This is a genomic window from Streptococcus symci (genome assembly GCF_006385165.1).
In the GTDB taxonomy this organism is placed as follows: domain Bacteria; phylum Bacillota; class Bacilli; order Lactobacillales; family Streptococcaceae; genus Streptococcus; species Streptococcus symci.
Genome location: NZ_VFJA01000001.1, coordinates 15253 through 40674 on the forward strand (window position 1 = coordinate 15253; position 25422 = coordinate 40674).

Here is a 25422-nt window from a genome sequence, read left to right on the forward strand (position 1 = left end):
TTATTAAAAAAAAGAGTGGATAACATTGTGAGATAAAAAAATAAAAGAACAGCCTTATTTCAGGCTGTTGATAATTCTATTGTATTCTTCTTGATTTGAGAAAGCAATAATGATTTTTCCGCTATCTTTTTTAGACAGTTTGATTTCTACATCTAATCCGAGTAGTTTTTTTAACTGTTCTTCTTCATTTTGTATGAAATGATTCGTTTTTTGAAGTTTCTTTTGTTTTTTCTCTGTCAGAAGAGCTTCTAACTTCCTTACAGAAATGTCTTCCTCTATAATTCGTTGAAAGAAATAGTCTTGTTGTTCCTTATTCAACCCAACTAGAGAACGCGCATGAGCTTGTGATAGTTTGCCATTTTCTACTTCTGAGATAATCTGTTCTGGCAAGGAAAGCAAACGAATGGAGTTGCTGATATATGGACGAGATTTGCCCATTTTATCTGCAATTTCAGCATGGGTAAATCCTTTCTCTACAAGAGATTCATAGGCGCGTGCTTCTTCTATTGGATTTAAATTTTCTCTTTGTAAATTTTCAATGATGGACTGGACCATCATCTCTTGGTCTGAAAGTTGTTTAACAACAGCTGGGATAGACGTTAGACCAGCTAAAAGTGAAGCGCGATAGCGTCTCTCTCCTGCAAGGATTTCATAACCAATAACAGGAGATTGACGAACAATAATCGGTTGAATGACCCCATTTTCTTTGATAGACTGTGCTAGTTCATGTAGTTTTTCTCCATCAAATTCTTTTCGAGGTTGATAGGGATTTTTTTGTATATCCGTGATAGAAATCATTTCAAATTTTTCCATGATTCTACACTAACACATCTTTTCTCTTATGTAAAGCTTTCTTTACATAGATGTCAATTAAGATTCTAAATCACCTGAACTCTTGTCAAGTTTAATAGATGTAGTTTCTTCTTTACCGTTACGATAGTAAGTTATCTTAATGGTGTCTCCGATAGAATGATTGTAAAGAGCACTTTGTAAGTCTGTTGATGAAGCGATGTCTTTGTCATCTACTTTTGTAATAACATCGTATTTTTCAAGGTGACCATTTGCAGGCATATTACTTTGCACAGAACGAACAACTACACCAGATGTTACACTGCTTGGAATATTCAGTCTTCTAATATCACTTGTATTAATATTTGAGAGATTGACCATTTGAATTCCCAAAGCTGGACGAGTCACTTTTCCGTTCTTTTCTAATTGTTCAATAATATTGATAGCATCATTTGCAGGGATTGCAAAACCAAGACCTTCTACAGATGTTCCTCCATTTGTGGCAATTTTACTTGAGGTAATTCCGATAACCTGTCCTTGAATATTGATTAGTGGGCCACCAGAGTTACCTGGGTTAATAGCAGTATCAGTTTGGATGGCTTTTGTAGAAATGGCTTGTCCATCTTCAGATTTTAAAGATACATTTCGATTGAGACTAGATATGATACCTTGAGTGACAGTATTAGCATATTCAGAACCTAACGGGCTACCGATAGCAATAGTAGTTTCTCCTACGGTTAACTGACTAGAATCACCAAATTCCGCTACTGTTGTCACTTTTTCTGAAGATATTTTGACGACAGCAATATCAGAGAAAGTGTCAGCTCCGACGATTTCTCCAGGTACCTTAGTTCCATCTGATAAACGAATATCTACTTTGCTGGCACCATTTATAACGTGATTGTTGGTGACAATATAAGCTTCTTTGTCATTCTTTTTATAAATAACCCCAGATCCTTCACTAGAGATTTGCTGAGAATCTGTATCTGTATCATCATTGCCAAATACGCTATTTTGTCTGTTAGCTGAATAAGTAATAACAGAAACAACAGCGTCTTTTACTTTGTTAACAGCCTGTGTTGTTGAATTTTCGTTTTTATAGGCAGTCTGTGTAATAGTACTATTGTTGTTGGAGTTACTTACAGTACTTTTCTGAGTTAGTTGGTTTATTGAAAAACTCCCCAAGGCTCCACTAATAAAGCTAATGACGATAACGACTAATAATTGAAACCATTTTTTGTAAAATGTTTTGAGATGTTTCATATTTGCCTCCATATGTTTTAAATTAATGAAAGTATAAACTGACTAGCTTAATTATAACTTAAAAATAAAAGTTTTTCACAGATTGTGGATAACTTTCAAAAATCTGTGGTTTTCTCGGCTAAAATTAACCTTTTATTTTGTGAATAAGATGTGAAAAAATAGAGAATATGTTAGAATAGAGTCATGAAAATTAAAGTTGTAACAGTTGGGAAACTGAAAGAAAAGTATTTAAAAGATGGTATCGCGGAGTATTCAAAACGAATTTCTCGATTTGCTAAACCTGAAATTATTGAGCTAGCAGATGAAAAAACACCAGATAAGGCCAGTGAGTCAGAAAATAAAAAGATTTTAGAAATAGAAGGTCAGAGAATTTTATCAAAAGTTGGTGACCGTGATTTCGTTATTGTGTTAGCTATCGAAGGGAAAATGTTCTCCTCAGAAGAATTTAGTAAGCAGTTAGAAGAAGCTTCTATAAAAGGATTTTCTACTCTTACATTTATTATTGGGGGGAGTTTAGGGTTGTCATCAGCTGTAAAAAAGAGAGCCAATCTTTCTGTTAGTTTTGGTCGCTTAACCTTGCCTCATCAGTTAATGAGACTAGTTCTTGTTGAACAAATCTATCGCGCTTTTACGATTCAGCAGGGATCCCCCTATCATAAATAGAAAATTGACTTTTAATTGAATTTTTGGTAAAATAATTGTATTAGGTCTCATAGCTCAGCTGGATAGAGCATTCGCCTTCTAAGCGAACGGTCGCAGGTTCGAATCCTGCTGGGATCAATATAGTAGCAAAGCTGGGAATTTTCCCGGCTTTTTTCTTAAAAAAGTACACTTGGGGAGAAAAAAATGACAGTTGAGAGAATTTTATCTACAATGAAATTCCATTTTGTATAATAGTTTTTGTAAGTTAGCTTACAGGAAAAAAACACTTTAGGAGATTTTATTATGAAAAACACAGTTAAATTGGAACAGTTTGTAGCCTTGAAGGAAAAAGACTTGCAGGAGATTCGAGGTGGGGAAACTAGAAAAACAATTAATAGTTTACTTAATCTCTTCAAAAGAAGATAAGGGAGTAGAATAATGGATTTTTTCTTATTAGTAGATTTGATATTATATGTTTTTATTATTAGTCAAAGTTACCGTTTAATTTGTAAAAGGCAAATAAAAACAAAGGAATTATGCTTTTTTGGTGGTTATACATTACTAGTAGGAACAGTACTTGACCTTCCTTTTTATCTTCTATACTTAGAGGGGTTAGGGATTGGAACATTTTTATTTCCTTTGATGCTATATTTCTATTTTAAATGTATTAAACAGTATAAGAGGGATAGAGGACTATTCCTAAGTTTACTACTATCTCTTTTATATGAGAGCACTCATACCTTTCTGTCTGTAACTTTCTCCTCTCTAACAGGAGACAATTTTGTTTTACAATATTATGGCCTATTCTTTTTAGTTGTAACGGTGTTGACTTATGTCGTTATCGTAACAATCATTCGTTATTTCCATTTGGAACTAAACTATTTTGACAAAGATTATCTCTATCCTTTCTTGAAAAAAGTCTTTTTTGCTTTACTACTTCTACATATTGTATCTTTCATTTCAGATATGGTAAGTACGATTAAACATTTGAATAGTTTTGGAAGTATTTTATCATCTATTGTCTTTATCTCTTTACTTTTGACTTTCTTTGCAATGAATTCTCATAAAGAACAAATGGAGAAAGCGATTGCTTTGAAGCAGAAGAAATTTGAACAGAAACATTTACAGAATTATACAGACGAAATTGTTGCTTTGTATAATGAAATACGTGGGTTTAGACATGACTATGCTGGGATGCTTGTCAGCATGCAGATGGCAATTGACAGTGGTAATTTACAGGAAATTGACAGAGTTTATACTGAAGTTTTGGTCAAAGCAAATCACAAACTGCGTTCAGATAAATACACTTACTTTGATTTGAACAACATAGAAGATTCAGCTTTACGAAGTTTGGTTGCTCAGTCAATTGTCTATGCTCGAAATAATGGTGTAGAGTTTACACTGGAAGTAAAAGATACGATTACCAAGCTCCCAATTGAACTATTGGATTTAGTTCGTATTATGAGTGTTTTATTGAACAATGCTGTCGAAGGATCGGCTGATAGTTATAAAAAGCAGATGGAAGTAGCAGTTATTAAGATGGAAACTGAAACAGTGATTGTAATTCAGAATTCATGTAAAATGACGATGACTCCTTCAGGAGATCTATTTGCTTTAGGATTCTCCACTAAGGGAAGAAATCGCGGAGTAGGATTAAATAATGTGAAAGAACTATTAGATAAGTACAATAATATTATTTTAGAAACAGAGATGGAAGGCAGTACATTTAGACAAATCATTAGATTTAAGAGGGAATTTGAATGAAAGTTTTAATTTTAGAAGATGTTATTGAACATCAAGTGAGACTAGAGAGAATATTGGATGAAATTTCGAAAGAATCGAATATTCCAATATCATACAAGACAACGGGAAAAGTTCGTGAGTTTAAGGAATATATCGAAAATGATGAAGTAAACCAGCTTTATTTTCTAGATATTGATATTCATGGAATTGAGAAAAAAGGGTTTGAAGTTGCTCAGTTTATTCGTCATCACAATCCTTATGCTATTATCGTCTTTATCACCAGTCGATCAGAGTTTGCGACTCTAACCTATAAATACCAGGTATCAGCCTTAGACTTTGTTGATAAGGATATTAATGATGAGTTATTTAAGAAGAGAATTGAGCAAAATATCTTCTACACGAAGAGTATGTTACTTGAAAATGAAGATGTTGTAGATTATTTTGACTACAATTACAAGGGAAATGATTTAAAAATTCCTTATCATGACATTCTGTATATTGAAACGACAGGTGTCTCTCATAAATTGCGTATTATTGGTAAGAATTTTGCAAAAGAATTTTATGGTACAATGACGGATATTCAGGAAAAGGACAAACATACTCAGCGATTTTATTCTCCTCATAAGTCATTTTTGGTAAATATAGGCAATATTAGAGAAATTGACCGAAAGAATCTAGAAGTTGTTTTCTATGAAGATCATCGCTGTCCTATTTCAAGGTTAAAAATTAGAAAGTTAAAAGATATTTTAGAGAAAAAATCTCAAAAGTGATTGACAATTAGTAAGAAATTGATATAATGGTTATATCTGCTACAGATAGAAGGTCCGTTGGTCAAGGGGTTAAGACACCGCCTTTTCACGGCGGTAACACGGGTTCGAATCCCGTACGGACTATTTTATCCGCCATAGCTCAGTTGGTAGTAGCGCATGACTGTTAATCATGATGTCGTAGGTTCGAGTCCTACTGGCGGAGTATAGATAAAAGGGAACACAACCGTGTTCCTCTTTTTGTATCAATTTGTATCACCAAGCATCTTCATAAGGAAGTCTGTTATTTCTTGAGGACTTTCTTTTTTTCCATGTGCAATCCAAGTTTGGCAGACACCAAAAAGTGCGTGAGTTAGATAGATGCTACTGTATTCTAATTCAGTGGTATTGAGATTCAGTTGCATAAAGCGTTTTTGTAAATCTGTACTGAGCATGATATGAAGTTTATTTCTTAAGAAATTTTGGATTTCTTTGGTCCCATTTTCAGAAAGAAGAGCAGCTAGAAGTGGTTCTGACTCTAGATATTCAAAGACTTCTAAAATAGCATCTTTTTTGTGATGAGCATGTTTTTGAAAAATATATTCAAATGTATGGAATAGCTTGCTTTGATAGTGCTCAATCATATCATACTTATCCTTATAGTGAGTATAGAAGCTGGAACGACTAATTCCGGCTTTTTTTGCTAACTTGACAGTAGAAATTTGATCAAATGGCTGTTCTATCAGTAGTTGTACCATAGCATTTTCAATAGTTCGCTTTGTTTTTAAGCGTTTGTTACTTTCTTTCATATTTCCTCCTTGTAAACAAATTAGACTATGTGTCTAAAAATTGGTTTTTTATCTTGTAATTTAGATTTTTTAATGTATAATCTATTATATCAAAATTTTAGACAATGTGTTTAAAAAAGGAGAAACTATGTTTAAAGAATGGAAAGCAATTTTTAAAAAACCAAACTTTATTATTGTCATGATAGGGATTTCTCTTATTCCCGCTCTGTACAATGTCATATTTTTGTCATCAATGTGGGATCCATATGGTCAATTGTCTGACTTACCTGTGGCAGTTGTCAATAATGATAAAGAAGCTTCCTATAATGGTAATACCATGTCTATAGGAAAAGACATGGTGTCTAATTTAGAGCAAAATAAATCATTGGATTTTCATTTTGTAGATGAAGATGAAGGAAAGAAGGGATTGGAAGATGGCGATTACTATATGGTAGTGACTTTACCAAGTGATTTATCTGAAAAAGCAGCTTCTATTTTAACGAATCACCCAGAGCAAATGCAAATCGATTATCAGACTTCAAGTGGTCATAGTTTTATTGCCAGCAAGATGAGCGATTCTGCGATGACACAGTTAAAACAGAATGTTTCTGCTAATGTAACCGAATCCTATACGAAAGCTTTATTTCAAAAGATGGGTGATTTAAAATCCGGTTTAACGAAGGCAGCCGATGGAAGTGAACAATTGGCTAACGGGGCCAGTCAGTTAGCTGTAGGAAGTCAGACATTGTCTTCAAATCTTGCTACTTTAGCTAGCTCAAGTTTAACCTTTTCGGATGGAACAGATCAATTTACAAAAGGGTTGACAACGTATGTCACAGGAGTAAAGCAACTGAATAGTGGCTTAGGAACATTTAATGATGGTTTACAGAACTATACAAGTGCGGTTTCACAGGTTGACACAGGACTTAATCAATTATCTTCGAAAACTCCAGAATTAGTTGCAGGTGTCAACCAGTTAAATACAGGGATGAAGTCATATGCTGGTGGAGTTTCACAACTCAATTCAGGTCTCAGTCAATTTTCGGTTGGTGTCAATGCCTATACAAGCGGAGTTGACAAATTATCTGTTGGTACAAACCAACTATCAAGTCAATCAGATACATTGAGAGACGGTATTACTCAATTAAATAAAGGAATAAAAGAAATATCCACACAATTAAATACTTCATCTCAACAGAAAGAGGATATAACACAGTTAGCAAGCAGTTTAGATGAGTTGAATAAGGCTCTCCAATCAGTTACAGTTTCAGATAATACTGATCTTAAAAATACAATATCTAATGACTTAACAAATATAACGACTCTTGCTCAAACTATTGTGACTAATAGTCAAGCAGAGCAAGAGAAAACTCTTACAAATCTTCAAGCAACAGCAACTTATCAATCTCTCACTGAAACTCAGAAAAAAGAATTGATTGAAGCTGTTTCAAATAATTCTAATTCTACGATAGAGTCAGCAAAAGCAATTTTAACGACGGCAGGAGATTTAAAAGAAAATTTAGGAAGTATAAACCAACCAGTCTCTAATCTTTCTACTTTACAGACTAAAGCAAATCAACTTTTACCTATAGCGTCTAGTTCCTTGACATCTATGTCAAGTGGATTTACACAGTTGCAAAATGCTGTAGATAATCAGTTAGTTCCCGGAAGTCAATCAATTGAAAATGGAGTTAATGCGTATACTAAGGGATTGGATACTATTTCTTTAGGTGTAAATCAACTAAGTGAAAAGAATACAACTTTAACAACAAGTTTGGATCAATTGGTTTCTGGCTCAACCAAGTTGACAGAAAACTCTTCAAAATTGACAACTGGTTTGGATACTCTAGCTGGGAAAACTCCAGAATTAGTAACAGGTATTGAAAAACTATCATCTGGTTCTGCTCAATTGAACAATAAGAGTCCAGAGTTAATAGCAGTTCTTACTAAATTACAATTTGGCTCTGATCAATTAACAGATAAATCAACACAATTACTTTCTGCAGCATCCCAACTAGGAAGTGGCGCTATGAAGATAGCAGATGGTACTGGAAAATTAGCTGAAGGTGGAGCAACTTTAACTGCTGGTATTGAAAGTTTACAAGTAGGAACTACTGATCTAGGACAAGGCTTAAGAAGTGCTAGCAATCAACTAAAATCAGCATCAACGGAATCTAAAAATGCAGAGATTTTGTCAAATCCACTCAATCTTTCAAAAACAGACAATGATCAAGTTCCTGTAAATGGGATTGCTATGGCTCCTTATATGATATCAGTCGCTCTCTTTGTCGCTGCATTATCAACAAATATGATTTTTGCTAAATTACCTTCAGGTCGTCATCCTGAAACTCGCTGGGCTTGGTTCAAATCTCGCTTTGAGATAAATGGAGTTATAGCTGTTTTAGCCGCTGTCTTAGTCTATGGTGGCGTTCATCTTATTGGTCTAACAGCAAATCATGAAATGAGAACCTTGTTCTTAATTATTATCGCAAGCTTAACATTTATGTCTATGGTAACTGCATTAACAACATGGAATAGCCGTATAGGAGCTTTCTTCTCTCTTATTTTGCTATTATTACAGTTAGCATCAAGTGCAGGTACCTATCCACTTGCTTTGACAAATAATTTCTTTAGAGCTATTAATCCTTGGTTACCAATGAGTTATTCAGTTTCGGGATTACGACAAACAATCTCTATGACAGGAAATATTCATCATCAAGTCATTTTCCTTGCTGTGATATTAGCCCTATTTACTGGTTTAGGTATGCTAGCCTATCGACCTAAGAAAATGGAAGAAGATTAAAAAAATCGACCGATTAATTGGTCGATTTTTTATGCTTTAGATGACTTTCGTCTGTGATTATAGGTTCCAAATAGTAAGAGAGAAGTAAAGGAACAAATTGCTCCAGTAATAAAACCATTGGGAATAAAGGAAAGTGTAATAGTTCCTTTTCCCTTAGGAACGTCAACTTTCATAAAACCAGTTTGAGCTTGTTTAATTTCTATTTTCTTACCATCTTGGTAGGCAGACCAGCCTTTATCATAAGGAATGGTGAAGAAAATGGACGTATCTTGCTTAACATCATATGTAGCAAAGACCTTGTTTTTAGAAGTTGATACTGTGACAGGTTGTTCTTTAATTTTTTGAATTGCCTCGGTGAATGTTTTGGTATCTAAACGATAGAAGGTAGGAGATTCAAATGATACTTGTGAATTTCCAGGGAAACTAACATTGATATTGAAAGTTTTTTTCTCTTTTGTATAGCCTAGATTAAAGAAGGAGAAGACATTATCAGTTGTAAAAGTTTTCTTTTCTCCATTTACAAGGATGTCAACCTTTTTTTGTTTGTCATTAGAAAAGTGAATGTTTGTGAAAGAAAGATAAACTTGGCTATTTTCTGGCACTTCAATTTGATACTGGATTGCTGCATCCTCATTTGAAGAACTTGTGACACTAATCAAATCATTAGTATTTTCTGTTTTGTCATAAGGGATTGGAGAAAAATAATCAAAATTGACGTCAGCAAGTTGATTTAAAAACGAGGCCTGATTATCTAGAGTGTGTTCAGTGAACTTGACATCATTGTAAACAGATTGACTAGCAAATGCAATCGGAAGAAAGTATTGATTTTCATATAGGGTAAGATTATCTTTTTGATAGATATCTTTAAAACCATACTTATCAATAGGACTGTCTGAGATATTGTACTGGATACCAAATAAACTATCAGCCAAAATACTATTATTTGCATAGCGGAGATTGAGATTAGTCCCAGAGGATTTAAACCCAAGTTTATCCAAAGTAGAGCTTGCTGAACGATTTCGAACAGATGAAAATTGAGAGATTCCATTGTAGTTGAATTTCATACTGTCATTTCCTGTCTGAGTCTCTAGTTTCTCAGTACGAGAAAATTGGTTCCCAATATATGTTGAGAAAGATTTCATAGCTGGTATATCTCGATTATAAGCACTTCGAGAAGCAAAACCCCATTCTTTAGCAATTCCGTCTATTTGAGATGAAGCATTTAAACTCATTTCAACCATTATAAATAAAGAGATTAGAATGGCAAATAGATTTACAGAGATAAATTTTTTGATAACTGCAAGGAGTAAAAGAGAATAGACAACCAAAAATTCAAGAGTAAGCAGAATATTCAAATCTGTTAAAAAAGAATAATGCGATTTTAGATAGATGGTAGCTAAAAATCCTGCTACCACAAAAAAAAGCGAAACTAAAAAATTCCAGATTTTAATTTCTTTCAGACGATTTAAGACCTCTGCTGCTGTATAAATTAACAGGGTAGAGAAAATCCAAGCATAGCGATGTAAAAACATATTTGGAGTATGCATACCTTGCCAAAATAAATCAAGAGCTTCTATATAAAAGCTTACAATTAGAAATGCAAAGAAAATTGCATAGATCAGTTTCACGTGAAACTTAATGGATTTAAGTGTAAAAAATAAAATGGTCAAAATAAAGGGAAGCAGTCCAATAAAAATCATTGGGATAGCCCCATACTTTGTTGTATCAAAGGAACCAATGAATTGCTTAGCAAAGAGATCAAGATACCAGCTACTTTCAGTTTGAAACTTTGTAACTTCAGTCAACTTTTCCCCATGTGTCTGTAAATCAAATAGAGTGGGAAGAGTCACAATCAAACTAGCCATACCAGATAAAAAGGAGATGACTATGAAATCAAGAAAAGATGATTTTCGTGTTTTAAAATCCCAAGAAATTTGACAGAGATACCAGAAAATAAGAAACAGTGCTGTCATATAGCCAAAATAATAATTTTGGATAAATAAGATTGACAGACTTGTAAAGTACAATAGGAATTTCTTTTCAGTGATAAGTAGCTGTAAACCAGTTATAATTAAAGGAATCAAGATAAAAACATCTAGCCAGGTTTTTATCTCTAATTGACTGACAGTGAAACTCATCAGAGCATAGGAAGTAGATAAAGCTAGTTTTAAAGGCTTAGGAATCGATTTAAATAATTTATTTAAACTAAAGTAAGTTGACAGTCCAATCAATCCAAATTTTAAGAGAGTTGTCAGATAGACAGCATCTGGCATATTAGTTAGATCAAAAAAGTAAACTAGTGGTGAAAGGAAACTTCCCAAGTAATAACTAGATAGGGCATAGAAATTTAATCCGAGGCCACTTGTAAAGGTGTAAAACAGACTACCATTTCCATGTAGGATATTTCGTAAAGCTACATCAAAAATAACGTATTGATGAAACCCATCTCCTAATAGTGGAGATGTATCGCTATTCCAGTAGATACCTTGAGATAGATATACTCCTATCATAATGATTACGGGAATGATGAAAGAAACAAAATAGGTCCAATATGTTTTAAAAAATAATTTCATGTTACCTCATAAAATGTTAGAAAACTCAGCTGGTTAACCCAACTGAGTTTTGAAGTTTTATTTAGTCTTTCCAAAGTTCTTTAACTTTTGCTTGTACTTCTGCATTTTCTAGGAATTCATCATAGGTTTCATCGATACGGTCAATGACGCCATTTTTAGACAAGACAATGATATGGTTAGCTAGAGTTTGAATAAACTCGTGGTCATGGCTAGCAAAGATGATTGATTCTTTAAAGTTTTTTAATCCATCGTTCAAGCTTGAGATAGATTCCAAGTCCAAGTGATTGGTTGGATCATCAAGTACAAGGACATTTGATTTTAAGAGCATGAGTTTTGAAAGCATGACACGAACTTTTTCTCCCCCTGACAAGACATTTACAGGTTTGTTAACCTCATCTCCAGAGAAGAGCATACGGCCGAGGAAGCCACGTAGGAAAGTATTGTCATCTTCTTCTTTACTTGCGAATTGACGCAACCAGTCAAGGATTGACTCTCCTCCTGCAAAATCTGCCGAGTTATCTTTTGGCAAGTAAGAACGGCTAGTAGTTACTCCCCACTTGACAGTTCCTTCATAGTCAATGTCTCCCATGATTGCACGAATTAATGCAGTCGTTTGGATGTCATTCTGTCCAATAAGCGCTGTCTTATCACCTGGACGCAAGATGAAACTAATATTGTCTAGGATAGTTTCACCGTCAATCTTTACAGTTAGATTTTCTACTGTCAAGAGGTCATTACCAATTTCACGTTCTGCCTTAAAGTTGATAAATGGATATTTACGACTAGATGGCACAATCTCTTCTAGCTCAATCTTATCAAGCATTTTCTTACGTGATGTTGCTTGTCTTGATTTAGAAGCATTAGCAGAGAAACGAGCAACGAACTCTTGCAATTGTTTAATTTTTTCTTCTGCTTTGGCATTACGGTCTGCTAGCAATTTAGCAGCGAGTTCAGAAGATTCTTTCCAGAAATCATAGTTTCCGACATAGAGTTTGATTTTTCCGAAGTCAAGGTCGGCCATGTGAGTACATACTTTGTTTAAGAAGTGACGGTCGTGGGATACTACGATAACGGTGTTATCAAAATCAATCAAGAAGTCTTCTAGCCATGTAATTGATTGAATATCCAAACCATTGGTCGGCTCGTCCAAAAGAAGAACATCTGGTTTACCAAAAAGTGCTTTGGCGAGGAGAACCTTTACTTTTTCACCGTTGGCCAATTCGCTCATATTTTGATAGTGCAATTCTTCTGGGATATTTAGGTTTTGAAGGAGTTGAGAGGCTTCACTTTCTGCTTCCCATCCTCCAAGCTCGGCAAACTCTCCTTCAAGTTCGGCAGCACGCACTCCATCCTCATCTGAGAAATCTTCCTTCATGTAGATGGCATCTTTCTCTTTCATGATGCTATAAAGTTTTTCATTTCCCATGATAACAACATCAATGGCACGTTCATCTTCATAGTCAAAGTGATTTTGACGAAGAACAGAGAGACGTTCATCTGGACCAAGAGAGATGTGACCAGTAGTAGGTTCTATATCTCCAGCTAAAATTTTTAAAAAGGTTGATTTTCCGGCACCATTAGCACCGATTAATCCGTAAGTATTTCCTTCTGTAAATTTGATATTGACATCATCAAAAAGTTTGCGATCACTAAAACGTAGTGAAACATCAGATACTGTAAGCAATGTTTTTCTCCTATATGTGTAATATATTTATTCTACTAGAAAATACGGAAATATTCAAATTTTTATCTGTCAATTTTGTGTAAATTATATTTACAGTATACTTTACACGAATCCGTAAATAGCAAGACTGATTTATTTTGATAAATTACGGTTATTTCATTAAAAAAATGCTATAATTGAAGGGACTATATCGAAGGAGAATAAAATGATTAAACCCATTATTTTAACAGGAGACCGTCCAACAGGAAAATTGCATATTGGACATTATGTTGGAAGTCTCAAAAATAGAGTTTTATTACAGGAAGAGGATAAGTATGATATGTTTGTGTTCTTGGCTGACCAACAAGCTTTGACAGATCATGCTAAAGACCCTCAAACAATTGTAGAGTCTATCGGAAATGTTGCTTTGGATTATCTTGCAGTTGGATTGAATCCAAGTAAATCGACAATCTTTATTCAAAGTCAAATTCCAGAGTTGGCTGAGTTGTCTATGTATTATATGAATCTAGTTTCATTGGCACGTTTGGAGCGTAATCCAACTGTCAAGACAGAAATTGCTCAGAAAGGATTTGGACAAAGCATTCCGACAGGATTCTTGGTCTATCCAATAGCTCAAGCAGCTGACATCACAGCTTTCAAGGCTAATTATGTTCCTGTTGGGACAGATCAGAAACCAATGATTGAGCAAACTCGTGAAATTGTTCGTTCTTTTAACAATGCATATAACTGTGATGTTTTGGTAGAACCGGAAGGTATTTATCCAGAAAATGAGAGAGCAGGGCGTTTGCCTGGTTTAGATGGAAATGCTAAAATGTCTAAATCCCTCAATAATGGTATTTATTTAGCTGATGATGCGGATACTTTGCGTAAAAAAGTAATGAGTATGTATACAGATCCAGATCATATCCGCGTTGAGGATCCAGGTAAAATTGAAGGAAATATGGTTTTCCATTATCTAGATGTTTTTGGTCGTCCAGAAGATGCTCAAGAAATTGCTGACATGAAAGAACATTATCAACGAGGTGGTCTTGGTGATGTGAAGACTAAGCGTTATCTACTTGAAATATTAGAACGTGAACTGGGTCCTATTCGTGAGCGCCGTATCGAATTTGCTAAGGATATGGGAGAAGTTTATAATATGCTTCAAAAAGGTAGTGAAAGAGCGCGTGAAGTTGCAGGTCAAACCCTATCTGAGGTTAAAGGAGCAATGGGACTTCATTACTTTAACTAAGTTTATTTTACAAGAAACTATCATTTCTATCTCGAAGAAAAGATAGTTTTTTATTTACCCCTGTAACATTTGACAAATTTTTATAGAATGGTATGATAGATACAATATAAAAAGAGTCAAGCTCAAAAAGAAAGAAAAGAGGAAACTTCGAATGTCTAATTGGGACACTAAATTTTTGAAAAAAGGTTTTACCTTTGATGATGTATTGCTTATTCCAGCTGAAAGTCATGTGTTGCCTAACGATGCAGATTTAACAACTAAATTGGCAGATAATTTGACTTTAAATATCCCAATTATTACCGCTGCCATGGACACAGTTACAGAGAGTCAAATGGCCATTGCTATTGCTCGTGCAGGTGGTCTCGGAGTTATCCATAAAAACATGTCAATTGCTCAACAAGCAGACGAGGTTCGCAAGGTAAAACGTTCTGAAAATGGAGTTATTATTGATCCGTTCTTCTTGACACCTGAACATACAATTGCTGAAGCAGATGAGCTTATGGGTCGTTACCGCATCAGTGGTGTTCCAGTTGTTGAAACACTTGAAAATCGTAAATTGGTTGGTATTTTGACAAACCGAGATCTTCGTTTTATTTCAGATTATAACCAACCAATCTCAAATCATATGACCAGTGAAAATCTTATTACTGCTCCTGTGGGTACAGATCTTGCAACAGCTGAGAGCATTCTTCAAGAACACCGTATTGAAAAACTTCCGTTGGTAGATGAAGAAGGTCGTCTTTCTGGTTTGATTACCATCAAAGATATTGAAAAAGTTATTGAGTTTCCAAATGCCGCTAAAGATGAGTTTGGTCGTCTACTAGTTGCAGGTGCAGTAGGTGTTACTTCAGATACATTTGAACGTGCAGAGGCTCTTTTTGAAGCAGGAGCAGATGCGATTGTTATTGATACTGCACATGGTCATTCTGCAGGTGTCTTGCGTAAAATTGCTGAGATTCGTGCTCACTTCCCAGATCGTACTTTGATTGCTGGAAATATTGCAACAGCTGAGGGTGCACGTGCCCTTTATGAAGCAGGTGTAGATGTTGTCAAGGTTGGTATTGGACCAGGTTCTATCTGTACTACTCGTGTGATTGCAGGTGTTGGTGTTCCACAAGTAACAGCTATCTATGATGCTGCAGCTGTTGCGCGTGAATATGGTAAAACGATCATTGCTGACGGTGGAATCAAGTATTCTGGAGATATTGTAAAAGCTCTTGCGGCTGGTGGAAATGCTGTTATGCTTGGATCTATGTTTGCTGGAACTGATGAAGCTCCAGGAGAAACCGAAATCTTCCAAGGACGTAAATTCAAGACTTACCGTGGTATGGGTTCAATCGCTGCTATGAAGAAAGGCTCAAGCGATCGTTACTTCCAAGGTTCTGTCAATGAAGCAAACAAACTCGTTCCAGAAGGAATTGAAGGTCGTGTTGCTTATAAAGGAGCGGCAGCTGATATTGTCTTCCAAATGATTGGTGGTATTCGCTCTGGTATGGGTTACTGTGGTGCAGCTAACCTTAAAGAACTACACGATAACGCTCAATTTATTGAAATGTCTGGTGCTGGTTTGAAAGAAAGCCATCCTCATGATGTACAAATTACTAATGAGGCACCAAATTATTCTATGTAAAAACAATGAAAAGAACTCCAGTGAAAACAGGAGTTCTTTTACAATGCTGTCAATTTTTGTTTACAGAAACTTTACCACCCTGAATAGCGAAAATACTTAGATTTTCTGGTAGATTCTGAAGATGATCTAAGCTGGTTGTTGTAATAAAGGTTTGGATTGAATGAGAAATCGTTTCTAATAATTTTAGTTGTCTAGTGTTGTCAAGTTCGCTCATAACATCGTCAAGTAGTAATATTGGAGACTCTGTAGTAATACTTTCCATTAATTCGATTTCTGCTAATTTTATAGAAAGGACGAGACTACGATGTTGACCTTGACTTCCAAAGCTAGCATCCATTCCATTTATATAAAAAGAAATATCATCTCGATGAGGACCAACACCAGTATTCTTTTTAAATAAATCTCTGGACCTACTTTTTTCTAAAGCAATTTTGAAAGATTCTGATAAGTTTTCTTTGTCAGCTATCTTGACAGAAGATTGATAGGCTATTGACAACTCTTCAATCTGATTAGAGAGTTCAAAATGTTTCTTACGCCCAAATGATTCTAGTTTTTTTATGAAATCTAAGCGGTGATTCATCACACGACATCCATAATCGACTAGCTGATCATCTAGTACTGAAAGGAAGGTTTCATCTATTGTTGGAGCTGATTTTAGATAGGTATTTCTTTGTTTAAGGATGTGGTTATAATTAGTTAAATCAGATAAATAGATTGGCTTAATTTGCCCAAGCTCCATATCAATGAATTTTCGTCGAACCGAAGGTGCTCCTTTAATTAGTTGTAAATCTTCAGGAGCAAATAAGACAACATTCATGTGTCCGACATAATCTGAAAGGCGTGCCTGTTTTAAATGATTCACTTTTGTCACACGGCCTTTTTGTGTTAGTTCGATTTCGAGAGGAATGGATCCAGTTTTTTTCTGAACAAGACCTGAAAGATGAAGCTGTTCCTCATCAAAATGAATGAGATTTTTATCAGTTCGAGTTCGATGACTGCGTGTTAAGGCTAAAAAATAGATAGCCTCTAACATATTTGTTTTACCTTGTGCATTGCGTCCTAAAAAGACATTTAATTTAGGATTAAAGTCTATTTTCGTCTCTTTGTAGTTACGAAAAGTTTTGAGAGATAGGTGTTGTAGCCACATGATTATCTACCAGGGAATCGTGGAGCTTGTTTGCTTTTTGGTGATGAAGTAGGTTTAGAGTTGTCTTTCTTTACTCCCTTATTCATCTCATTGACGAGTTTAGCGATTCGTTTTTTTTCAACTTTATCAGCCTGATACTCCTCTTGTTCTTCAAAAGTAGGTTGTGTCAACAAGATGTCAATATTCATGTCAGGGATGTCAACTTTATCGCCAATACGAAGTTTTTTACCACGACGACTCTCTAATTCTCCATTAAAGTAAACAGAATGTTCAGAGAGAAATGATTTGATAGCTCCTCCGCTATGTGTAATTCCAAGTTCTTTGAGTAGTGCTTGGAGGGTAATAAATTCTTCAAATAATTTGTATTCCATAATTCACCTCAATCTTTGGTATTATACCATATTTTCCTAAAAATAGTGAGAGAAACAAGGAATAATGTAAGCGATTTTTATTTCAAAAGTGTTACAGCGAACAAGAAAATTTCAGTTTTTCGTGATATAATAGAAGTCTGTATATAAGGAGGTAAATCATGGAGTTAGTGCATGGAATTTCAACACATTTTATCCAATCAAAAAAGTTTAAAACGAACAAAATCGCCGTGCGTTTTGCCGCTCCATTATCCCTCGATACGATTGCAGGTCGCATGTTGAGTGCGAGTATGCTAGAGACTGCTAATCAGATGTATCCCACTTCTCAAGATTTGAGAAGACATTTGGCCAGTCTATACGGTACAGATATGTCAACCAATTGTTTCAGAAGAGGGCAAAGTCATATTGTAGAATTGACATTTACCTATGTTCGTGATGAGTTTTTAAGTAGGAAAAATGTGCTAACTTCTCAGGTTTTGGAACTAGTAAAAGAGACTCTTTTCTCACCCATAGTAGTTGATAATGGGTTTGATCCGGCCTTATTTGAAATTGAGAAAAAACAATTGCTAGCAAGTTTAGCAGCTGATATGGATGATTCTTTTTATTTCGCACATAAAGAATTAGATAAATTGTTTTTTTATGATGAACGTCTCAAATTGGAATATAGTGATTTACGAAATCGTATTTTAGCTGAAACTCCACAAAGTTCTTATTCTTGTTTCCAAGAATTTTTGGCCAATGATCGAATAGATTTCTTTTTCCTAGGTGATTTTAATGAGGTTGAAATTCAAAATGTATTAGAATCATTTAACTTTAAAGGTCGAAAAGGAGATGTGAAGGTTCAGTATTGTCAACCTTATTCCAATATCCTACAAGAAGGTATGGTTCGGAAAAATGTGGGACAATCCATTTTGGAATTAGGTTATCATTGCCCTTCTGAATATGGTGATGAGCAACATTTACCCATGATTGTAATGAATGGTTTACTTGGTGGATTTGCTCACTCTAAACTATTTACAAATGTCCGTGAAAATGCTGGATTGGCTTATACTATTTCAAGTCAGCTCGATTTATTTAGTGGATTCTTGAGGATATATGCTGGTATTGATCGAGAAAATCGGAACCAGGCTCGTAAAATGATGAATAATCAACTGCTTGATTTAAAAAAAGGTTATTTTACAGAGCTTGAGCTAGAGCAGACCAAGAAAATGATTCGTCGGTCTTTGTTGCTTTCTCAAGATAATCAATCTTCATTGATTGAACGTGCTTATCAAAATGCCTTACTTGGAAAATCTTCAGCAGAATTTAAAGGTTGGATTGCAAAACTTGAGCAAGTTGACAAAGATGCTATTTGTAGAGCAGCTAGTAATGTGAAATTACAAGCAATTTACTTTATGGAAGGAATAGAATGACAAAGGTTGTTTTTGAAGAAAAGTACTATCCAGCTGTAAAAGAAATGGTTTATCGAACTCGTTTGTCCAACGGATTGACAGTTGCTCTTTTGCCTAAAAAGGAATTTAAAGAGGTTTACGGGAGTGTAACTGTACAGTTTGGTTCGGTAGATACGCTTGTAACAGAAGTTGACGGATATGTAAAAGAATATCCTGCGGGAATTGCTCATTTTCTTGAACATAAATTATTTGAGAGAGAAGATGCTAGCGATTTGATGTCGGCTTTTACGAGTCTAGGTGCAGATAGTAATGCCTTTACAAGCTTTACAAAAACAAACTATCTCTTTTCAGCAACGGATCATTTTTTAGAAAATTTGGACTTACTTGATGAATTGGTAACATCAGCACAATTTACTGAAGATTCTATTTTAAGGGAGCAGGATATTATACAGCAAGAACGAGAAATGTATCAAGATGATCCAGATTCGTGTTTATTCTTTTCAACTTTAGCGAATTTGTATCCTGGTACACCTTTAGCAACTGATATAGTTGGAAGTGAGGAGTCAATTTCCCAAATCAATCTAACTAATTTGCAAGAAAATTTTACAAGATTTTACAAACCTGTAAACATGTCTCTGTTTTTCGTTGGTAATTTTGATGTGGAACGAGTACAGGACTATTTTGAAAGCAAAGAACTGAAAGATTTAGATGTTCAGGAAGTAGTAAGAGAAAAGCTTGTTTTACAAGATGTAAAGCAAACAGACAGTATGAGAATGGAAGTGTCTTCTCCCAAACTAGCGATTGGTATTAGAGGTAAGCAAGAAGTTGCTGAAGCGGATTGCTATCGATATCATATTTTATTAAAATTATTGTTTGCAATGATGTTTGGTTGGACTTCGGATCGTTTTCAGAAATTATATGAATCAGGTAAAATTGATGCGTCCTTATCTCTGGAAGTTGAAGTAACAAGTCGTTTTCATTTTGTTATGTTGACAATGGATACAAAAGAGCCAGTTGCTTTATCTCATCAGTTTAAAAAGGCTATTCGTAATTTCACAAAGGATATAGATATTACAGAGGATCATTTAGACATTATCAAAAGAGAGATGTTTGGAGAATTTTTCAGTAGCATGAACTCTCTTGAATTTATTGCAACGCAATATGATGCTTTTGAAAATGGTGAGACAATTTTTGATTTGCCGAAAATTTTACAGGAAATTACTTTGGAGGATGTCCTTGATGCTGGACATCATTTAATAGATGATGGTGATATAGTTGATTTTACAATATTCCCATCGTAGTAACCTATCATAATCGATACTAGAAAGAAGGAATGACAAGTATGAGGAAAAAAACAATTGGTGAGGTTTTACGTTTAGCTAGAACCAACCAAGGGTTGACTTTAGAAGAATTACACAAAAAAACAGAAATTCAGTTGGATATGTTGGAAGCGATGGAAGCTGATGATTTTGATCAACTTCCTAGTCCATTTTATACTCGTTCTTTTTTGAGAAAGTATGCGTGGGCAGTTGAGCTAGATGAGCGAATTGTCTTGGATGCTTATGATTCTGGGAGCATGATTACTTATGAGGAAGTAGATGTTGATGAAGTGGAGTTGACAGGTAGGAGACGTTCAAGTAAGAAAAATAAGACATCATTTTTACCTTTATTTTATTTTATACTCTTTGCACTATCGATTGTCATTTTTGTGACTTATTATGTTTGGAATTATATTCAGACTCAACCGGAGCGTTCATCTGCGTCTAGTTATAGTGTAGTCCAAGCAACAAGCTCGACTAGTTCTGCAACTCCATCTTCAAGTAGTGGTTCATCAAGTAGCTCTTCGAATATTGAACCAGTTATAAGTGTATCAGGTGAAGGAAATTATGTAGAAATCGCTTATAAAACAAGTAAGGAAACCGCAAAATTGCAATTATCGGTTTCAGATGCTAGAAGTTGGGTTAGTGTTTCAGAAAGTGATCTTGAGGGTGGAGTAACCTTATCACCAGATAACAAAAGTGCGGAAACAATAGTTTCAACTAAAAATTCTGTGACCATTACTTTAGGTGTCGTCAAAGGAGTAGCTTTAACAGTAGATAATCAGACTGTTGATTTATCCAAATTAACAGCTCAAACTGGGCAAATCACTGTAACCTTTACTAAAAATTAAGGAAAAACAAATGAAAAAAGAACAAATTCCAAATCTCTTAACAATAGGTCGAATTCTCTTTATACCTATTTTTATCTTAATTTTAACGATAGGAAATTCGATAGAGAGTCATCTAGTGGCAGCTATTATCTTTGCTGTTGCCAGTATTACCGACTATTTAGATGGATATTTAGCTCGTAAATGGAATGTGGTCAGTAATTTTGGTAAATTTGCAGATCCCATGGCGGATAAGCTACTAGTTATGTCAGCTTTTATTATGCTGATTGAGTTAGGTATGGCTCCAGCTTGGATTGTTGCAGTGATTATTTGTCGTGAGTTAGCTGTGACAGGTTTAAGGCTTTTATTGGTTGAAACTGGTGGAACAGTTTTAGCAGCAGCAATGCCTGGAAAAATTAAAACTTTTAGTCAGATGTTTGCCATTATTTTCTTGCTATTACATTGGACTTTGCTTGGTCAAGTTTTGCTTTATGTAGCCTTGTTTTTCACTATCTACTCTGGCTATGATTATTTCAAGGGTAGTGCCTATGTATTTAAAGGGACATTTGGTTCGAAATGAAATCAATAATTGATGTAAAAAATCTTTCTTTTCGCTATAAGGAAAGTCAGGAATACTATGATGTGAAAGATATTACGTTTCACGTGAAACGTGGAGAATGGCTTTCGATTGTAGGGCATAACGGTAGTGGTAAATCAACTACTGTCCGGTTAATTGATGGCTTATTGGAAGCGGAATCTGGAGAGATTGTAATTGATGGTCAACGTTTGACTGAGGAAAATGTTTGGAATATACGTCGTCAAATCGGTATGGTTTTTCAAAATCCAGACAATCAATTTGTTGGAGCGACTGTTGAGGATGATGTTGCCTTTGGTTTGGAAAATCAGGGACTTTCTCGTCAAGAAATGAAAAAGAGAGTGGAAGAAGCTCTGGATTTGGTTGGCATGTTGGACTTTAAAAAGAGAGAGCCAGCGCGTCTATCAGGTGGCCAAAAGCAACGTGTGGCTATTGCAGGTGTTGTAGCCCTAAGACCAGCTATTTTAATCCTAGATGAGGCAACGAGTATGTTGGATCCTGAGGGGCGTAGAGAACTGATTGAGACAGTAAAAGAAATTCGAAAAGACTATGATATGACGGTCATTTCCATTACACATGATTTGGAAGAAGTCGCCATGAGTGACCGTGTATTGGTCCTGAAAAAAGGGGAAATTGAATCAACTAGTAGCCCAAGAGAACTTTTCTCTCGAAATGATTTAGATCAAATTGGATTAGACGATCCTTTTTCCAATCAATTAAAACATTCTTTGAGCCAGAATGGCTATGATTTGCCTGAAAATTATTTGACAGAAAGTGAGCTAGAGGATAAACTATGGGAATTGCTCTAGAAAATGTGAGTTTTACGTATCAAGAAGGGACTCCCTTAGCTTCAACAGCTTTGTCGGATGTTTCCTTGACGATTGAAGATGGTTCTTATACGGCTTTAATTGGGCACACAGGTAGCGGCAAATCAACTATTTTACAACTTTTAAATGGTTTATTGGTGCCAAGCCAAGGGAGTGTGCGGGTTTTTGATACCTTAATCACATCGACTTCTAAAAATAAAGACATTCGTCAAATTAGAAAACAGGTTGGCTTGGTATTTCAGTTTGCTGAAAATCAGATCTTTGAAGAAACGGTTTTGAAGGATGTTGCTTTTGGACCGCAAAATTTTGGAGTTTCTGAAGAAGATGCGGAGCAGATTGCGCATGAGAAACTGGCTTTGGTTGGAATTGATGAATCACTTTTTAATCGTAGTCCGTTTGAGCTATCAGGTGGACAAATGAGACGTGTGGCCATTGCAGGCATACTTGCCATGGAACCAGCCATATTAGTCTTAGATGAACCCACAGCAGGCCTAGATCCCCTGGGAAGAAAAGAGCTGATGAATTTGTTCAAAAAACTCCACCAGTCAGGGATGACCATTGTCTTAGTAACACATTTGATGGATGATGTTGCTGAATATGCGAACCAGGTATATGTGATGGAAAAGGGACGTTTAGTTAAGTTTGGTAAACCTAGTGATGTCTTTCAAGATGTTGTTTTTATGGAAGAAGTTCAGTTGGGAGTACCTAAAATTACAGCTTTTTGTAAACGATTGGCTGATAGAGGCGTGTCATTTAAACGATTACCGATTAAGATAGAGGAGTTCAAGGAGTCGCTAAATGGATAGTATGATTTTGGGGCGTTATATCCCAGGGGATTCGATTGTTCACCGATTGGATCCACGTAGCAAATTGCTTGCTATGATGCTACTGATTTTAATCGTTTTTTGGGCTAATAATCCCTTGACGAATCTAATTCTTTTTATAGCGACAGGGATATTTATTGCCTTGTCAGGAGTATCTCTTTCATTTTTTATTCAGGGCTTGAAGTCTATGTTTTTCTTGATTGCCTTCACAACTATTTTTCAACTGTTTTTCATTTCTAATGGGAATGTTTTATTTGAGTTTTCATTTGTGAGAATCACAGATTATGCTTTGCAACAAGCTGGAATTATTTTTTGTCGCTTTGTATTGATTATTTTCTTTTCAACTTTGTTAACTTTAACGACCATGCCTTTAAGTTTGGCATCAGCTGTTGAAGCTTTATTAGCACCTTTAAAGCGTGTGAAAGTTCCAGTTCATGAAATTGGCTTAATGCTATCTATGAGTTTGCGTTTTGTTCCGACCTTAATGGATGATACGACGCGGATTATGAATGCACAGAAAGCGCGTGGAGTGGATTTTGGTGAAGGAAGCATTGTTCAAAAGGTGAAGGCTATGATTCCCATTTTGATTCCTCTTTTTGCGACAAGTTTAAAACGTGCAGATTCCTTGGCTATCGCTATGGAAGCGCGTGGTTATCAGGGGGGAAAAGGCAGAAGTCAATACCGACAATTGAAGTGGACTAGAAAGGATACGCTGACCATTCTTGTTATTCTCGTACTTGGTTGTTGCTTATTTTTCTTAAAATCTTAGTAGCTTTCAGGAATTCATAAAAAATTACTGTAACAGTTTTTGATATAAAGGTAGGGATATGAACCGTTTTAAAAAATCAAAATATGTCATTATTGTTTTTGTCATTGTTCTGCTTGTGTCAGCTCTCTTAGCGACGACTTATTCAAGTACAATTGTGACAAAATTAGGAGATGGAATCTCATTGGTTGATAGAGTTGTACAAAAACCTTTTCAGTGGTTTGATTCTGTCAAATCAGATTTGGCTCATTTGACACGAACATATAATGAAAATGAAAGTTTGAAGAAACAGATTTATCAATTAGAAGTTAAATCAAATGAGGCGGAAAGTTTAAAGACCGAAAATGAACAACTGCGCCAATTGCTTGATATGAAGTCCAAGTTGCAAGCCACAAAGACTTTGGCAGCAGATGTTATTATGCGTTCTCCGGTATCTTGGAAGCAGGAATTGACCCTGGATGCAGGCAAATCAAAAGGGGCTTCTGAGAATATGTTAGCCATTGCAAATGGTGGTTTGATTGGGAGTGTTTCAAAAGTGGAGGACAACTCTACTATGGTCAACCTTTTGACAAATACGGAAAATGCTGATAAGATTTCTGTTAAAATTCAGCATGGTTCTACTACAATTTATGGAATTATTGTTGGCTATGATAAAGAAAATGAAGTTCTTAAAATTAGCCAATTAAATAGTAGTGGCGATATTAGTGCAGGAGATAAGGTGACCACTGGTGGATTAGGAAACTTTAATGTTGCTGATATTCCTGTTGGTGAAGTGGTTGCTACAACGCATAGTACGGACTATTTGACACGAGAAGTAGCTGTTAAATTGAGTGCAGATACTCATAATGTGAATGTGATAGAATTAGTGGGGAATTCATAATGAGACAGCTGAAGCGGGTTGGAGTGTTTTTATTGCTTCCTTTCTTTGTTCTAATTGATGCCCATATTAGCCAGCTTTTTGGCTCATTATTTCCCCACGTGCAGTTGGCCAGTCATTTTCTATTTTTGTTTCTCTTATTTGAGACGATTGAAGTATCAGAGTATCTCTATTTAGCCTATTGTTTTGTAGTGGGTTTGGTTTATGACATTTACTTTTTCCACTTGATAGGAATTGCGACTCTGTTGTTCGTCTTGTTGGGGGTATTTCTCCATAAATTTAATAGTGTTATTTTATTGAATCGTTGGACGAGAATGCTGGCAATTATTGTCATGACTTTTCTATTTGAGATGGGAGCTTATATACTTGCAATAGTGGTAGGTTTAACTGTGGATAGTATGTCTTTGTTTATAGTCTATAGTTTAGTACCATCAATGATTTTGAACCTTATATGGATGATTACTTTTCAGTTTATTTTTGAAAAATTTTACCTATAAGAAAGAAATAAAAATGTAACAAAGGCGTAATATTCATTAGGCCTTTTTTTGGTATACTAGTAATGTCTTTAAAAGAAGGAGTATCTACGAAA

General features: G+C 35.2%; 23 protein-coding genes and 3 tRNA genes. 19 read left to right on the forward strand and 7 right to left on the reverse strand.

The window, feature by feature from the left end:
• Positions 1–54: 54 nt before the first annotated feature.
• Both FJN11_RS00075 and htrA read right to left on the reverse strand, forming a co-directional pair.
• On the reverse strand, positions 55–813 hold the full coding sequence (locus FJN11_RS00075) for a ParB/RepB/Spo0J family partition protein (RefSeq protein ID WP_140223790.1): 759 nt from the start codon (positions 811–813) through the stop codon (positions 55–57).
• Positions 814–870: 57 nt separating this feature from the next.
• Complete coding sequence (htrA, locus tag FJN11_RS00080) at positions 871–2052, reverse strand: serine protease HtrA (RefSeq protein ID WP_140223791.1); 1182 nt, start codon at positions 2050–2052, stop codon at positions 871–873.
• A 183-nt stretch (positions 2053–2235) separates the two neighbouring features.
• Here htrA and rlmH point away from each other — a divergent pair, with 183 nt between their 5' ends.
• The 7 genes from rlmH (at position 2236) to FJN11_RS00115 (ending at position 5409) form a co-directional block, all read left to right on the forward strand.
• On the forward strand, positions 2236–2715 hold the full coding sequence (gene rlmH, locus FJN11_RS00085; protein WP_140223792.1) for a 23S rRNA (pseudouridine(1915)-N(3))-methyltransferase RlmH: 480 nt from the start codon (positions 2236–2238) through the stop codon (positions 2713–2715).
• 43 nt (positions 2716–2758) lie between these two features.
• Positions 2759–2832, forward strand: a tRNA-Arg gene (locus FJN11_RS00090).
• 165 nt (positions 2833–2997) lie between these two features.
• The gene (gene comC / locus FJN11_RS00095) at positions 2998–3120 is read left to right on the forward strand and encodes a competence-stimulating peptide ComC (protein ID WP_020902306.1); all 123 of its coding nucleotides are present in this window, start codon (positions 2998–3000) and stop codon (positions 3118–3120) included.
• Between the two features lie 12 nt (positions 3121–3132).
• A complete protein-coding gene (gene comD, locus FJN11_RS00100) occupies positions 3133–4458 on the forward strand; it encodes a competence system sensor histidine kinase ComD (RefSeq protein WP_140223793.1) in 1326 nt (441 codons plus the stop codon).
• A complete protein-coding gene (gene comE / locus FJN11_RS00105) occupies positions 4455–5207 on the forward strand; it encodes a competence system response regulator transcription factor ComE (RefSeq protein ID WP_033682534.1) in 753 nt (250 codons plus the stop codon). The genes comD and comE overlap by 4 nt, the downstream gene beginning before the upstream one ends.
• Positions 5208–5258: 51 nt before the next feature.
• Positions 5259–5330, forward strand: a tRNA-Glu gene (locus tag FJN11_RS00110).
• 5 nt (positions 5331–5335) lie between these two features.
• Positions 5336–5409: transfer RNA gene (locus FJN11_RS00115), tRNA-Asn, on the forward strand.
• A gap of 40 nt (positions 5410–5449) precedes the next feature.
• On the opposite strand, the gene FJN11_RS00120 is transcribed toward FJN11_RS00115, so the two are convergent.
• The gene (locus FJN11_RS00120; protein WP_049552685.1) at positions 5450–5992 is read right to left on the reverse strand and encodes a TetR/AcrR family transcriptional regulator; all 543 of its coding nucleotides are present in this window, start codon (positions 5990–5992) and stop codon (positions 5450–5452) included.
• A 127-nt stretch (positions 5993–6119) separates the two neighbouring features.
• On the opposite strand from FJN11_RS00120, the gene FJN11_RS00125 reads away from it, so the two are divergent.
• Positions 6120–8774 carry a YhgE/Pip domain-containing protein gene (locus tag FJN11_RS00125; RefSeq protein WP_049552684.1) on the forward strand — a complete coding sequence of 885 codons (2655 nt, stop codon included), beginning with the start codon at positions 6120–6122 and terminating at the stop codon, positions 8772–8774.
• A 29-nt stretch (positions 8775–8803) separates the two neighbouring features.
• Here FJN11_RS00125 and FJN11_RS00130 read toward each other — a convergent pair whose 3' ends face one another.
• Both FJN11_RS00130 and FJN11_RS00135 read right to left on the reverse strand, forming a co-directional pair.
• Positions 8804–11347: a YfhO family protein gene (locus FJN11_RS00130; RefSeq protein WP_049552683.1), complete on the reverse strand. Its 2544-nt coding sequence runs from the start codon at positions 11345–11347 to the stop codon at positions 8804–8806.
• 61 nt (positions 11348–11408) lie between these two features.
• The gene (locus FJN11_RS00135; RefSeq protein WP_000958774.1) at positions 11409–13031 is read right to left on the reverse strand and encodes an ATP-binding cassette domain-containing protein; all 1623 of its coding nucleotides are present in this window, start codon (positions 13029–13031) and stop codon (positions 11409–11411) included.
• 205 nt (positions 13032–13236) lie between these two features.
• On the opposite strand from FJN11_RS00135, the gene trpS reads away from it, so the two are divergent.
• Both trpS and guaB read left to right on the forward strand, forming a co-directional pair.
• Positions 13237–14262, forward strand: a complete 1026-nt coding sequence (gene trpS, locus FJN11_RS00140; protein WP_049491108.1) for a tryptophan--tRNA ligase — start codon at positions 13237–13239, stop codon at positions 14260–14262.
• Positions 14263–14413: 151 nt separating this feature from the next.
• On the forward strand, positions 14414–15892 hold the full coding sequence (gene guaB, locus FJN11_RS00145; RefSeq protein ID WP_000073401.1) for an IMP dehydrogenase: 1479 nt from the start codon (positions 14414–14416) through the stop codon (positions 15890–15892).
• Positions 15893–15941: 49 nt separating this feature from the next.
• On the opposite strand, the gene recF is transcribed toward guaB, so the two are convergent.
• Together recF and yaaA are read right to left on the reverse strand one after the other, a co-directional pair.
• Positions 15942–17039 carry a DNA replication/repair protein RecF gene (gene recF / locus FJN11_RS00150; RefSeq protein ID WP_084862616.1) on the reverse strand — a complete coding sequence of 366 codons (1098 nt, stop codon included), beginning with the start codon at positions 17037–17039 and terminating at the stop codon, positions 15942–15944.
• Positions 17040–17041: 2 nt separating this feature from the next.
• Positions 17042–17410, reverse strand: a complete 369-nt coding sequence (yaaA, locus tag FJN11_RS00155) for a S4 domain-containing protein YaaA (protein ID WP_049552681.1) — start codon at positions 17408–17410, stop codon at positions 17042–17044.
• Positions 17411–17568: 158 nt separating this feature from the next.
• Here yaaA and yfmF point away from each other — a divergent pair, with 158 nt between their 5' ends.
• From yfmF to mreD, 9 genes are read left to right on the forward strand one after another with little or no spacing between them, the layout of a single operon-like run.
• The gene (gene yfmF, locus FJN11_RS00160) at positions 17569–18819 is read left to right on the forward strand and encodes an EF-P 5-aminopentanol modification-associated protein YfmF (protein ID WP_049491113.1); all 1251 of its coding nucleotides are present in this window, start codon (positions 17569–17571) and stop codon (positions 18817–18819) included.
• A complete protein-coding gene (gene yfmH / locus FJN11_RS00165; RefSeq protein WP_061589684.1) occupies positions 18816–20099 on the forward strand; it encodes an EF-P 5-aminopentanol modification-associated protein YfmH in 1284 nt (427 codons plus the stop codon). Before yfmF ends, yfmH begins: the two co-directional genes overlap by 4 nt.
• A 41-nt stretch (positions 20100–20140) precedes the next feature.
• Entirely contained in the window at positions 20141–20968 is an 828-nt protein-coding gene (gene rodZ, locus FJN11_RS00170) for a cytoskeleton protein RodZ (RefSeq protein ID WP_140223794.1), read from the forward strand.
• A 10-nt stretch (positions 20969–20978) separates the two neighbouring features.
• On the forward strand, positions 20979–21524 hold the full coding sequence (gene pgsA / locus FJN11_RS00175) for a CDP-diacylglycerol--glycerol-3-phosphate 3-phosphatidyltransferase (protein ID WP_140223795.1): 546 nt from the start codon (positions 20979–20981) through the stop codon (positions 21522–21524).
• On the forward strand, positions 21521–22348 hold the full coding sequence (locus FJN11_RS00180) for an energy-coupling factor ABC transporter ATP-binding protein (RefSeq protein WP_061589681.1): 828 nt from the start codon (positions 21521–21523) through the stop codon (positions 22346–22348). The genes pgsA and FJN11_RS00180 overlap by 4 nt, the downstream gene beginning before the upstream one ends.
• Complete coding sequence (locus FJN11_RS00185; protein ID WP_084862619.1) at positions 22333–23172, forward strand: energy-coupling factor transporter ATPase; 840 nt, start codon at positions 22333–22335, stop codon at positions 23170–23172. The genes FJN11_RS00180 and FJN11_RS00185 overlap by 16 nt, the downstream gene beginning before the upstream one ends.
• Positions 23165–23959 (forward strand): energy-coupling factor transporter transmembrane component T family protein, encoded by a 795-nt coding sequence (locus FJN11_RS00190; protein ID WP_084930564.1) that lies wholly within the window; start codon positions 23165–23167, stop codon positions 23957–23959. Before FJN11_RS00185 ends, FJN11_RS00190 begins: the two co-directional genes overlap by 8 nt.
• A 58-nt stretch (positions 23960–24017) precedes the next feature.
• Positions 24018–24836, forward strand: a complete 819-nt coding sequence (mreC, locus tag FJN11_RS00195; RefSeq protein ID WP_049552678.1) for a rod shape-determining protein MreC — start codon at positions 24018–24020, stop codon at positions 24834–24836.
• The gene (gene mreD / locus FJN11_RS00200) at positions 24836–25330 is read left to right on the forward strand and encodes a rod shape-determining protein MreD (protein ID WP_049552677.1); all 495 of its coding nucleotides are present in this window, start codon (positions 24836–24838) and stop codon (positions 25328–25330) included. Before mreC ends, mreD begins: the two co-directional genes overlap by 1 nt.
• Positions 25331–25422 lie beyond the last annotated feature (92 nt).